The following is a 12994-nucleotide window of genomic DNA, read 5'->3' on the forward strand; positions in this document are numbered from 1 at the left end:
TCTTCAGCTGGCCTTCACAACGACGGCGGTGATGTTGTCGGGGGCGCCACGGGTCAACCCCAGGTGTACGAGGCTGCGCACCACCTCATAAGGGTCGGCATGGCCGAGTACTTCGGCGATCTCATGGTCCTCGGCGGTCTTGTTCAGGCCGTCGCTGCACAGCAGGTAGGTGTCGCCGGGCTGCACCTGCAAGGCGACGGCCTGCAACTCGAGGTGGTCCTCGACGCCGATGGCGCGGGTGACGATGTTGCCGCGCGGATGCACACGGGCTTCGGCTTCGTTGAGCAGGCCGCTGTCCTGCAGCTCCTGGACGTAGCTGTGGTCGTGGCTCAGACGCTCGATACGGCCGTCGCGCAGGCGGTACAGGCGGCTGTCGCCGGCCCACAGGCCGATGGCCTGGTCGCCACGCGCCGCCATCACCACCACGGTGCTGCCCATCATCGCCACGCCGCGGCGCACGGTTTCCTCACGCACGATGCCGTTGACCCAGGCCAGGCCGTCGCGCACCTCGCCGCTGAAATCGTCGAGCGAGTCGAGCATCGGCAGGCTGCGCAGGCTGTCCATGGCCAGGCTGCTGACATAATCGCCCGCCGCATGGCCGCCCATGCCGTCGGCCACCGCCCACAGGCCCGCCCAGGTCAACTCCAGGCAGGCGTCCTCGTTGATCTTGCGCACCATGCCGACATGGCTGTAGCTGGCTGCTGTGTACTGCATGTCGGTCATTCCGTCCGCGCCTCGCTACCCAGTAGAAACCCGGCGAAATCCTCGCTGCGGGGCAGCCCCGCGCAGCGCATCAGACCCGGGGCGATACGTTCGGAACCCCTGCCCCACCACAGGCTCATGCCTTCGCAGGCGCATTCGGCCAAGGCCAGTGCGCGCCCCTGCGGCGTGGTCGCATCCAACCGCTGCAAGCCGCCCACCGTCGTACGCGGCTCTTGCACCAGCGGCCTCGCGCCGGGAAAAGGCTGCAAAGCAGCCTCGAAATCTTCGAAGGCAGCACCCGGCTCAAGCGTCGCCAGCAAGGCCTCCTCGACCGCCTCGAACCATTCCTCTGCCCCGGCCACCACAGGCGCCAACGGCTCCCCCGGCTCCAGTACCTGGGCCACGGCCAGCGGGAAGTACCGCCCCACTCGGTCGATGCTCGGCATCAGCACACCGATGACCGCCTCGGGCCCGCACAGCCCCGGGGCCAGGGCGAAACGCCACAAGGGGCTGACCAGGTACGCCTCGAGCCAACGCTCGCCCAGCGCCTGCTGACTGGCCTGCATCCCCGCCGCCAGCCACTGGTCCCAGGGCTGGATGAAGCTGTGCGGCAAACCGCGGCTGACAAAGTCGCCACGGCTGGCCAGTTTTCCGTAGAAACCCACGTCGTTCACAGGTGCTCCGGCAGGCTGAAACCGCTGAGCACTCGGCTGCGGAACGGGTTGAAGGCGCTGCTGGCACGCAGCTCATAGGACACGCTGGCGCCGTCGACGCGCAGACGCAGGTTGAAGCGCTCCGGCGAGCCGCCGGCCACCAGGTCGGACTGGTCGAGCAGGCGGAACCAGGCCCACGGCCCTTCTACGGTCAGCCCGGAACGGCCGGTGGCCGAAGGTGGCGAGATCGACAGGCGCACCACGCCGATGCTGTTGGGGTTCGGCCATTGCAACGCCACCGGCCGGCTCGGGCCGTGGTCGTAGCTGACCTGCTGGCCGTCGAGGTCGAGCAGGAACTGGGTGATGGTCGCGTCCATCGCCACCGGCTTGAGCTCGAAGCGCACCCCCGGCTGCACGCCGTTGCTGTTGCGGAAGAACGCGTCGCGGATGCTCGCCGCGCGCTGGAAGGTGTACAGCACGTTGCTGTTGATCCCCAGCTTCTGCGCCGCGCCCGGCTGCCAGCTCCAGGGCGTGCTGGAGGTGTTGACGTAGGGTTGCAGGTACTTGCGGAAGTAGTTGTCCATCACCCCGCCGACGCCGAAGAACAGGCCGAAGTCCTCCAGGGTCGCATCACGCGAACTGCCGGCCACCAACGGATAGCGACCGCTGAGGGACTGCCGATAGACGTTGACCACTTCGCTGGTCCAGGCGGCGTTGAGCTGGTTGCGCACCCCGCCCATGACCAGGTTGTGGGTCGAGCCGAGCACCGAGCTCACCAGGTTCTGCACCACCTTCGGCTGACGCGCGGCCCCCAGGGCGACACGCTGCGCGGCGGCCTGGGCCTGGTTCTTGGCCTCGCCCAGCAACGCGTCGCCGCTGGCGCCGACCATGGCGCTGACCTGCACGTACAGGGCGTTGAGGTCGGTAAGCAGGCCATCGATGGCCGCGGGCTGGCCTTCGCCGGTTTCCACCAGGCCGGCCAGTTCGGCGAAGTGCGCGGTCACCGGGTCCACCTCGCGGGCGGCCGGGTTGTCGCTGGGCAACGGGGCATCGCCGAGCAGGCCGCCGAGGCGTTGGCGCAGTTGATCGACGCCGGCCTGTTCGGCCTTGGCCTGGACCTTGTCGAGGGTGGTCGGCTGCGCCAGGTTGGTCTCCTTGGCGACCGCCTGCAGCAGTTTCTTCATCGGCGAGGTCGGCCCGGACAACACCCGCAGCACATCGGCGGCCTGGCCGACACTGGTGATCGGCACGAAGTCGAGGTCGGCCAGCAAGGCATCCCAATGGCGGATGTAGTCCTGGTAGTACAGCTGCAGCACATCGTCGGCCAGGCGCTTGGCATCGGCCGACTCGCTGGCCTCGCGGCCCAGCACCCAGCGCTCCTCGGCCAGGGTCTCGCTGTGGGCCAGGCTGGCGGCGAGAAACGCCTTGCGGTAGCCCTCGACGGTGAAGATGCCCGGCAGCGGCTCGCTCAGCGGCTTGCCGTCCTTGAAGCGGAACACCAGCGCGGCGTCCCGCCCGGCGGCATCGCTGACCCGGAAGTCGCTGACCCCGGCGGGCAGCTTCTGGCGCTTGACCCGGTCGTAGACCCGTTGGGCCACCGGCAGTTGCTGCAACTGGCGACGGGTGTCGTCGATCAGCCGCTGGTCCAGGCGGGCGTTCGGCGGACGCTTGTCGAACAGCGCCGCCAGGTGCTGCTCCAGGGCCTGGCGCAGGTCCGGGGCCAGGTCGCGGGGCAGGCTGCGCTCCCAGTCGAGAGTGACCCAGGCCTTGATGAACTCGGCGTCGTAGTGTTCGCCGTCAGCCAGCATCAGGTAGGCCTTGAGCCCCTCGTAGAGGTAGTCGGACGGGCCGCCGGCGTACAGCTGCTCTTCAATGCGGGTGACCAGGCGAGGGGCGAAGATGGCGATCAGCAACTTGCGGTAGACGCTGTCCGACTCGCCTTCGAGCATGTCGCCCTGGTACAGCCCCAGGCCCTCGGCCCAGCCGGGCGGATCTTCGGCCAGGCGGCGCACGCCATTGAGCAGCGGCAGCACCTCGACCACGTTGCGCTGCGCCGGGCTCAGCTCCTGCACGCTCTTGCCCAGCGGTTTGAGGCGGCTGTCGACCTCGGCGATGTATTGCTGGTTGGCGCGGTAGCTCAGGGTCCACAGGGTGCCGACCACCAGCACCAGGGCCACGCTCAGGGCCAGGGCGCCACAGGCGATCCACTTGCGCCGCTGCTCGACCTTGGGGTTGCTGCCGACCAGGCCGCGCTCGGCGAAGGCCACGGCGCTGAACAGCTTCTCGATGAAGTAGCTGCGCCCGGTGCCGTTCTGCCGCGCCAGGTGGGCACGGTCCAGGCCCATGCTCTGGGCCATGCTGCCGATCAGGCGGTCGATGGGGCTGCCTTCCTGGGTACCGCTGGTGAAATACACACCGCGCAGCAGTGCGCGCGCTTCGAAGGCGTTGGGCTTGAAGATGCCGTCGAGGAAGGTTTTCAGGTTGCCGCGCAAGGCGGCGAACTGCTGGACGAAGCCGTACACCAGGTCGCGTCGCGCCGGATCGCGCTCCTGCTGCAGGCGCTCGACCAGGCGTTGGTTCAGGCGCTGCTCCAGCAAGGCGAATTCACTGCCGAACTGCGCCAGCGGGCCATCGCCGTGCTGACCGTCATCCAGGGGGAAAGTCATGCCCCACACCTGGGCGCGCTCTTCCTTGCTCAGGGTGTCGAAGAACTCCATGAACCCCGGCACCAGGTCGAGCTTGGTCAGCATCAGGTAGATCGGGAAACGCACGCCCAGCTGGCTGTACAGTTCCTGGATACGGGTACGGATCGCCGCCGCGTGGGCGGCGCGTTCGGCGTCGCTGCCCAGCAGCAGGTCGGACAGACTGATGGCGATGAAGGCGCCGTCGATGGGGCGCCGTGAGCGTTGGCTCTTGAGCAGGTCGAGGAAGCCCAGCCAGGCCGCCTTGTCCACCTGGGCATGGCTGTCCTGGGTGGTGTAGCGGCCGGCGGTGTCCAGCAGCACGGCCTGGTCGGTGAACCACCAGTCGCAGTTGCGCGTACCGCCAACGCCACGGATGGCGCCCTCGCCCAACTGCGCCGCCAGCGGGAAGTGCAGGCCGGAATTGACCAGCGCGGTGGTCTTGCCCGAGCCGGGCGGGCCGATGATCACGTACCACGGCAGTTCATACAGGTTGCGCCGCTCGTCGCCGCCCAGGCGTGCCTTCTTCAGCAGTACCAGGGCTTCGTCCATGCGCTGGCGCAGGGTCGCCAGCTCTTCGGCGGTGGCCACGCTGGCGGGGTCCGGCGCGGTCTCTGCGGCCAGGCTCTGCATGACCTTGGCCGCCTGGCGCCGGGCCTGAACGATGCGCCACACGCGGTAGGCGATCCACACCGTGAACAACAGGGCGATCAGCACCACGCGCGGGGCGGCCGGCACCAGCATGTCCAGCAGCGGCCCGAGGAACCAGATGATCAGGCTGAGGGCCAGCAGGCCCAGCAGCGGAATCACCCAGCGAATGACAAAACTGAAAAACGCCTTCACTCGACGCCCTCCGCCAGAACGGTGATTTCAACCCGACGATTCTTCGCCCGGCCTTGCGCGCTGTCGTTCGACGCCAGCGGTTCGGTGTCGCTCAGGCCCTGCGCGGTAAAGCGCTCGGGCTGGCCGGTGCGGGCGGCGAGGAGGTTCTTCACCTCTTCGGCGCGGGCCTGGGACAACGCCCAGTTGGACGGGAAGCGCAGCGTGGCGATGCGCTGGTTGTCGCTGTGGCCGGTGACTTTCACGTTGCCTTTCACTTTCGCCACGGCTTCGGCGATGCGCAGCATCAACGGCTCGAAGTCGCCCTTGATGCTGGCGCTGGCCGAGGCGAACAGTTCGTCGCCACGGATGGTTACCACCGAACGGTCCACCGCGTCCTGCACGGCGACCCGGCCGGCCTTGATGTCTTCGGCGAGGAAACCGGCCAGGCGCGGACGCTCCACGGGCTTGGGCTGCACCACCGGGCGGTCCATGGCCTGCACCGGAATCTCGCCCAGGGCATGAATGCCGCGGAACACAGGCTCAGCGTCGGCCGCCAGCTTCAGGCGCAGGCCGAACAGCACCAGCAGCAGCAACGCCAGGGCTACCGCCAGGCCGACCCAGGGCGGCACGAACTGCGCCAGGCGATCGCGGGCCACGGTGACACCGCGCCAGTGCGGCGACAGCTCGCGCTCGAACTCGCCACGGGCGCTGCGGATGGTCGCGGCGGTGCGCTCGCGCAGGGCTTCGAGCTGGGCGCGGCCGCCGTTCATCACCCGGTAGCGGCCTTCGAAGCCCAGGCTGGTGCACAGGTACAGCAACTCCAGCAGGTGCAGGCGTTCACGCGGGCTCTGCAGGCAATGCTCCATCAGCTGGAACACCTTCTCGCCGCCCCAGGCCTCGTTGTGCACGGTGATCAGCAGGCTCTGCTTGCCCCAGTCACTGGCGCTGCCCCAGGGCGTGCTCAGCACCGCCTCGTCGAGCGCGGTACACAAGGCATAGCGCGCCAGCAGCACCTCGTTGCGCGGTACCCCGGCGGCCTCGGCGCGCTCTTCGAACTGGCGCAGGTAGGCCAGCAGTTGCGCACGCAGGCTGGCCGGGGCCGGATGGGCGATGGTGTTGCGCAGGCGCGTGAGCAGCGCCAGCAATGGACCGGCCGCCTGCTCCAGCGGGTTCAGGCCCGCCGCCTGGCCCGGCGCCAGCGGCTCGGCCGGCACGTTCAATGGTGGCGGCGGCGCAGCTTGCGCAGGCCCCGGCGCGGCCGGTTGCGGGCCTCGGCCACCGGGGCGCGGCATGAACTGGGTGCGGTCGTTGGCGAGCGGATCGTCCGATTGCATCGCGGCTTATCCTCGAATGGCCCAGAAGGCCAGGTTCAGGCCGGGGAACTCGCCGGCGACGTAGAAGGCAAAACCACCGGAATGCTGCAGCTGCTTCCAGTGTTCGCTGCCCCGGTCGAGTTCGAAGTAGGTGGAACCGGCATGGAACGGAATCTGCCGTGGCGCCACCGGCAGCGGCAGCAGGCCGATGCCCGGCAGTTGCAGGTTGACCAGGTCACGGATGTGCTCCACCGCGCCGATCTTGCTCTGCTGGCCAAAGCGGCTGCGCAGGGTCTCGCTGGGCACGTCGGCGCGCACCACGAGCACGAAGCTGGCGCTGTCGAGCAGGCTGCGGTCGGCGAGCATGCCGACGTGGATGCCATAAGCCTTCTCGACCAGCGGAATGGCCACGGCCTTGCTGTCGATCAGCATCGACAACGCCTCGCGCAGCGCGGCCATTACCGGGGCGAAGGTCGCCGCCAGGTCGTCGTGCTGGTACACCGGGTAGCTTTCCGGACGGCGGCCATCGCGGGTGAAGGTGGCGAACTCGCCGGCCAGGGCCACCAGCTCGCTGTACAGCCGTTCGGGGTGCAGCGGCGTCAGCTGGTTGAGGTGCTCGACCAGCGGCTGGGCGCGGTTGACCAGTTGCAGCAGCATGAAGTCGGCGATCTCCGAGGCGCCGCCATTGGCCGAGGCGACCACGCGCCCAGCCAGGGCTTCGCCGCGCTGGTGCAGCAGACCCAGCAGCTCGCCACGAAAGCCCGAGAGCTGGTTGCTGGCAGCCACGTCGAGCAGCGGCGAGATGTAGCTGTCATCCAACACCAGTGCGCGGTCGGCACGCTTCTCGCGGATACGCACCACGCCCAACGCGGCATAGTCGCTCAGGCCATCCTCGGCGCGCAGCAGGCGCAGGGCACGGCTGCCCAGGGCAAGCGGCGCGCGGTTTTCGAACGGGGCATTGTCGTCGCGCACTTCACTGACACGGCTGACGTAACGCGCACCGTCAGGCACCTCACCGTCGTCCACGGTATCGCGGGCGCCGGCACGCTTGAGCGGCAGGCCGAGGTAGATCACACCGTTGCGCAGGTCGTCGGGGATCTCCAGCGGCGCGGGCGGCAGGTCATCACGCGGGATGTCGAACGGCGTGCCATCCGGCAACAGGCCACGGGCGCTGAGGATCGCCAGCTTGCCCTGGGCCAGCAGGCCCTGATCGATCAGCAGTTCGGAAAAGCCCCAGGCGGCGGCACTGAGCGGCCGGCTGCGGGCATCGACGAAGTTTTCCAGGTAGCGGTCGTGTTGCTGGAAGTGCTGGGTGGTGATGAACATCCCTTCCGACCAGACCACGCGATTGTTCCAGGACATGCTTTCTCCGATTGCCTAGCGGGCAGGCTCAGGTTGTGGGGTGGCCACGGCGCTGCGCACGGCGCGCACATCGAGGCTGATCTGATAGTCACGGGGCGGCACCGGCAGCACGCTGCGCCACTGGGCGCGGTCGACCTCGCGGTAGCCGACCACCAGGCCGACATGGCGCGTGGCCGGGTCGAGCGGGCGCTCCAGGCGCAGTTGCTCACCGGGCTGGAGCAGGACTTCATCCTGGTCGATCAGGTCGGCGGCCAGGGTGGCCTGGGCGCGTTCGGCCAGGGCGAAGTAGTCGGCACGGGTGAAGGCGGCGCTGTTCTTCAGCTCGTAGATGCGCACCCGTACCGGCGCAGGCATGCCGCTGGCACCGGGGTTGAGCCCGGCGGCGGCGCTGAAGTACAGGGTGACGCCCGTGGCGGGCGCCGCCTCGGGGGCAGGCTCGCTCGGCGTGTCCTTGCTGCAGGCACTGAGCAGCACCATGGCCAGGGCTGCGATCAGTCTTGTTGCACTCATCCTCGTCCTCATGGCGTCTTGTGTTCTTCCTGTGTCCCGGGCGTTGGCCTCAGGAACGTTGAATGCGTTGGCTGTGGGCCTCGTAGGCGCGGCTGAACTCGCGGCCGAACAGGTCCTGGAAGTCGTCTTCGGCTTCCCGGGAAATCTGGCTGTAGAGCTCGGTGAACTGCTGCCAGCAATGGGCCTGGCGCGAACCGCCGAACAGCTTGGCGAGCCCGGCGGCGGGTGCCAGGCGCTCCTCCAGGCGGGCGGGTTCGAAGCGTTTGAGCAGGTGCTTGAGCGCCGCCTCGATACCCGCCATCACCGCCAGTTGGTGGGCGCGCAGGTCGTCGAAGCTGTCGCGTACCGCCTGATCCGGGGCCATGAACGCCTGGTTGCCCTCGCGCAGCAGCAACAACAGCGCTTCGTCGGCATTGGGGGCAAATTTCAGCGGGTTGTTCTGTACCGGGGCGATGGTGGTCTGCTGCATGCGGAACTCGCCTTTCAGGCTGCTGCGCGCGCGCAACACATCGATCAGGCCCTCGACCATCAGGCGGTAGCTGCGCCCGACCGCCTCCATCTGCGCAGCGGCATCGGCCGCGTCGATACGCAGGTGCTCGATGCCCGCACCCCGCAGGAAGGCCTGGAGCAAGGCATCGGCGCCTTCAGCCGGGCCGGGCGCAGGCGCCGACACGGCGACGGGCGGCGGCGCAGGCGTGACAATGGGTTGCGCCGGTGCCGGCGGCTCGGGCAGGGGCGTGGCGATCACAGGGGCCGGCTGGGGCGCAACCGCGGGCGTTTCGTCGAACAGGTTCCAGTCATCGGGGATCACCCCCGGCGCAACGGGCATGGCGGCCGGCACCGGCGCGGGTGGCGGCGCCACTGGCGTGGGCGGGCGGAAGTCATGCTGCTGGGCGGGGACATGGTCCGGCTGGCTGACCGGTGGCACGCTGGAGGGGCCAAGAAAATCGAACAGATCCGGCAGGGTATCGTGGCTCGACGCTCCCTGCAGGAACGCGGCCGGCGCGCCGAAGATGGGCGCGCTCGGAGCTGCGCCCTGGTTGGCCATCAGCGCTTCGAAACTATGGGCCTGGGGCTGCCCGGCGAGCGCAATCGACAGGCCTGCGTCGATACGTGCCTGGATCTCGTAATCGCCAATTCGAATAACTTCGCCGTCCATCAGCGGCTCGCTGTTACCGCGACGCAGGCGAATACCGGCATGCACCAATTCCACACCATTGGTGCTGTTATCGGTCAAATAGTAACGACCGTCCTTGAACTGGATCACACAATGTTTCGAAGAAACAAGGCGTTCCGGATCGGGAAGCACCCAGTCATTATCCGCCGCCCGCCCAACACTGATGGCACCGTTTTCCAGCAACTTCTCCGGGCATTGCCCAGGGGTGATCTTGTGATAACTGGTAATGGTTAGGCAAAGTGCCATCATGCCTCCTTGCATATATATGAAACACTCGCACATCCATTTGAGTGGATTCGCGAGCCCGACCCCGCTTTCCGGTTAAACCCTTGTAAATACTGGGCATCACACCGAAATTCGCTTCCCGGGAAGGCCGTATTAAACCCTATCGGCAAGGCACTTTGATGGCACCTGACCAATGGACACGATTACCTGCCAACTGGTTCACAGTCGCCCTTCGCGGCGCGTAGCTTACCTTGACAGCAATTTGGAAATAAACCATAAATGCGCAACTTAAGAGTGCCAAAGTGATATCACCGTGATATCAACTTCGCATTCTTTGACAAGTTTGTGCGCCAAGTCACAGTTTGTAACTTGGCGCATACGAAGCCCTCGCCAAGGGCCGATACGGAGATCGATTTCTGGTGAACTCACCGCAGCTGCTCGCCGCTGTTTCCGCAGACTTCCCGTGCGGCGACGACCTCGAATACGATGCCGATTTCCTGCAACTGGAGCGTGATGCCCAGGGCCGCCCCGAGCGCGTGATGGGCGATGCCGTGCAAGCAGCCGAACCGCCGCAGTGGCGCGCCATCGAACAGTCCTGCAGCGCCCTGCTGCAACGCAGCAAGGACCTGCGCATCACCCACTTCCTGGTCCAGGCCAACCTGGCCCTGCACGGTCTGCCGGGCCTGGCCGCCAGCCTCGAGCTGATCCGCGATCTGCTCGGCGAATACTGGCTGCACCTGCACCCGCAGCTGGACGCCGCCGACGACAACGACCCTACCGTACGCATCAATGCCCTGGCCGGCCTTACCTGCGACACCAACATCGGCCTGCTGCGCGATGCCGTGCTGGTGCGCTCCCGGGCATTCGGCCCGGTGACCCTGCGCGCCGCCCTGCATGCAGCCGGTGTGCAGCACTTCGCCAGCGAACAACTGAGCGCCGAGGAACTGGCCGCCGCCCTGCGCGATGCCGACTCCGAGCAGCTCGAGCAGTGCCGCCAGGCGCTGCAACTGGCCCGCGACGCCCTTGACGTCATCGAGAGCCGGGTCAATGACCAGGTCGGCTCGTCCAGCGGCGTCGATCTGTCTGCGTTGCGCCAGCCGCTGCGCCAGGTCCAGCAAGTGCTGGCCGACTACAGCCCGGAAGGCGCAGCGCCGCCTTCGAGCAGCAGCGAAGAGCAACCCGCCAGCAGCCATGACGACCGGCAACCCGTTGCCAGCGCCGCCGCACCACGCCCAACGGCGCGGCCCGGCGAAGTGAACAGCCGCGACGACGTGCTGCAGAGCCTCGAACGCCTGCTCCAGTACTACGCCCGCCACGAGCCCTCGAGCCCGTTGCCGGTGCTGCTGCGCCGGGCGAAGAACCTGGTCAACGCCGACTTCGCGACCATCGTCCGCGACCTGATCCCCGAGGGTCTGTCGCAATTCGAGAACCTGCGCGGCCCCGAAGGCGACTGACGCCTCGACACCGCATCAACACCGACGCCTGCAACAAGCAACGCCGCCGTACCGGCGACCAGGAGGAACAACGTGGCGAAAGACAGCTCCCAGAAGTTCATCGCGCGCAACCGTGCGCCGCGGGTGCAGATCGAATATGACGTCGAACTGTACGGCGCCGAGAAGAAGGTCCAGCTGCCCTTTGTCATGGGCGTGCTCTCGGACCTCGCCGGCAAGCCCGCCGAGCCGCTGCCGGCGGTGGCCGACCGCAAGTTCCTGGAGATCGACGTCGACAATTTCGACTCGCGCCTCAAAGCCATGAAGCCCCGCGTGGCGTTCAACGTGCCCAACGAGCTGACCGGTGAAGGCAACCTGAGCCTGGACATCACCTTCGAGAGCATGGACGACTTCAGCCCCGCCGCCGTGGCGCGCAAGGTCGACGCGCTGAACCAGCTGCTCGAGGCCCGCACCCAGCTGGCCAACCTGCTGACCTACATGGACGGCAAGACCGGTGCCGAGGACATCATCCTCAAGGCCATCAAGGACCCGGCCCTGCTGCAGGCCCTGGCCAGCGCGCCGAAACCCGCCGACACCGAGCCGAAGGCCTGAGGAGACCGACCATGAACGATCCGTTGCGCGACAGCCAGGCCCCGCAGGCGGCCACCCAGGACCCGAGCGAGTTCGCCAGCCTCCTGCTGCAGGAGTTCAAACCCAAGACCGAGCGGGCCAAGGAAGCCGTCGAGAGCGCTGTGCGCACCCTCGCCGAGCAGGCCCTGGCGCAGACCAGCCTGGTGTCCAACGATGCCATCGGCTCGATCGAGCAGATCATCGCCGCCATCGACGCCAAGCTCACCGCCCAGGTCAACCAGATCATCCACCACGATGACTTCCAGAAACTGGAAAGCGCCTGGCGCGGCCTGCACTACCTGGTCAACAACACCGAGAGCGACGAGCAGCTGAAGATCCGCGTGCTCAACATCTCGAAGAACGACCTGCACAAGACCCTGAAGAAGTTCAAGGGCACCGCCTGGGACCAGAGTCCGGTGTTCAAGAAGCTCTACGAAGAGGAATACGGCCAGTTCGGCGGCGAGCCGTACGGCTGCCTGGTGGGCGACTACTACTTCGACCAATCGCCACCCGACGTCGAGCTGCTCGGCGAAGTGTCCAAGGTCTGCGCCTCGATGCACGCGCCGTTCATCTCCGCCGCCTCGCCGACGGTGATGGGCATGGGCTCGTGGCAGGAGCTGAGCAACCCCCGCGACCTGACCAAGATCTTCACCACCCCGGAATACGCCGGCTGGCGCTCGCTGCGCGAATCGGAAGACTCGCGCTACATCGGCCTGACCATGCCGCGCTTCCTGGCACGCCTGCCCTACGGCGCCAAGACCGACCCGGTGGAGGCCTTCGCCTTCGAGGAAGACACCGACGGCGCCGACAGCAGCAAGTACACCTGGGCCAACGCCGGCTACGCCATGGCGGTGAACATCAACCGCTCGTTCAAGCACTACGGCTGGTGCTCGCGCATCCGCGGCGTGGAGTCGGGCGGTGAAGTCGAAGGCCTGCCGGCGCACACCTTCCCCACCGACGACGGTGGCGTGGACATGAAGTGCCCGACCGAGATCGCCATCTCGGACCGCCGCGAAGCGGAGCTGGCCAAGAACGGCTTCATGCCGCTGCTGCACAAGAAGAACACCGACTTCGCCGCCTTCATCGGCGCGCAGTCGCTGCAGAAACCGGCCGAATACGACGACCCGGACGCCACCGCCAACGCCAACCTGGCCGCGCGCCTGCCGTACCTGTTCGCCACCTGCCGCTTCGCCCATTACCTGAAGTGCATCGTTCGCGACAAGATCGGCTCGTTCAAGGAAAAGGACGAGATGCAGCGCTGGCTGCAGGACTGGATCCTCAACTACGTCGACGGCGACCCGGCGCACTCCACCGAGACCACCAAGGCCCAGCACCCGCTGGCGGCCGCCGAAGTGGTGGTCGAGGAAGTCGAAGGCAACCCGGGTTACTACAACTCGCGCTTCTACCTGCGCCCGCACTACCAGCTCGAAGGGCTGACCGTGTCGCTGCGCCTGGTGTCGAAGCTGCCTTCGGCCAAAGGGGCCTGATC

10 protein-coding genes are annotated in these 12994 nt (G+C 67.3%); 3 read left to right on the forward strand and 7 right to left on the reverse strand.

Annotated elements, in window-relative coordinates; all coding sequences use genetic code 11:
* Positions 1-3 precede the first annotated feature (3 nt).
* The 7 genes from ABZO33_RS13700 to tagH are packed head-to-tail and all read right to left on the reverse strand — an operon-like array spanning position 4 to position 9466.
* Positions 4-723, reverse strand: a complete 720-nt coding sequence (locus ABZO33_RS13700; RefSeq protein WP_414536467.1) for a PP2C family protein-serine/threonine phosphatase — start codon at positions 721-723, stop codon at positions 4-6.
* A complete protein-coding gene (tagF, locus tag ABZO33_RS13705) occupies positions 720-1376 on the reverse strand; it encodes a type VI secretion system-associated protein TagF (RefSeq protein WP_414536468.1) in 657 nt (218 codons plus the stop codon). Before tagF ends, ABZO33_RS13700 begins: the two co-directional genes overlap by 4 nt.
* Positions 1373-4879 carry a type VI secretion system membrane subunit TssM gene (gene tssM / locus ABZO33_RS13710; protein ID WP_414536469.1) on the reverse strand — a complete coding sequence of 1169 codons (3507 nt, stop codon included), beginning with the start codon at positions 4877-4879 and terminating at the stop codon, positions 1373-1375. The genes tagF and tssM overlap by 4 nt, the downstream gene beginning before the upstream one ends.
* Entirely contained in the window at positions 4876-6192 is a 1317-nt protein-coding gene (locus tag ABZO33_RS13715; protein WP_038707182.1) for a DotU family type VI secretion system protein, read from the reverse strand. The genes tssM and ABZO33_RS13715 overlap by 4 nt, the downstream gene beginning before the upstream one ends.
* A gap of 6 nt (positions 6193-6198) precedes the next feature.
* Complete coding sequence (gene tssK, locus ABZO33_RS13720) at positions 6199-7533, reverse strand: type VI secretion system baseplate subunit TssK (protein WP_414536470.1); 1335 nt, start codon at positions 7531-7533, stop codon at positions 6199-6201.
* Positions 7534-7548: 15 nt separating this feature from the next.
* A complete protein-coding gene (gene tssJ / locus ABZO33_RS13725; protein ID WP_414536471.1) occupies positions 7549-8043 on the reverse strand; it encodes a type VI secretion system lipoprotein TssJ in 495 nt (164 codons plus the stop codon).
* A gap of 49 nt (positions 8044-8092) precedes the next feature.
* Positions 8093-9466, reverse strand: a complete 1374-nt coding sequence (gene tagH / locus ABZO33_RS13730) for a type VI secretion system-associated FHA domain protein TagH (RefSeq protein WP_414536472.1) — start codon at positions 9464-9466, stop codon at positions 8093-8095.
* Between the two features lie 398 nt (positions 9467-9864).
* On the opposite strand from tagH, the gene tssA reads away from it, so the two are divergent.
* From tssA to tssC, 3 genes are all read left to right on the forward strand, one after another.
* A complete protein-coding gene (gene tssA, locus ABZO33_RS13735) occupies positions 9865-10899 on the forward strand; it encodes a type VI secretion system protein TssA (protein WP_414536473.1) in 1035 nt (344 codons plus the stop codon).
* Between the two features lie 72 nt (positions 10900-10971).
* Positions 10972-11487 carry a type VI secretion system contractile sheath small subunit gene (gene tssB / locus ABZO33_RS13740; RefSeq protein WP_023632506.1) on the forward strand — a complete coding sequence of 172 codons (516 nt, stop codon included), beginning with the start codon at positions 10972-10974 and terminating at the stop codon, positions 11485-11487.
* A gap of 11 nt (positions 11488-11498) precedes the next feature.
* Entirely contained in the window at positions 11499-12992 is a 1494-nt protein-coding gene (gene tssC / locus ABZO33_RS13745) for a type VI secretion system contractile sheath large subunit (RefSeq protein ID WP_414536474.1), read from the forward strand.
* The last annotated feature ends 2 nt before the right edge of the window (positions 12993-12994 follow it).

This window comes from Pseudomonas sp. CAM1A (assembly GCF_047501685.1).
GTDB lineage: Bacteria > Pseudomonadota > Gammaproteobacteria > Pseudomonadales > Pseudomonadaceae > Aquipseudomonas.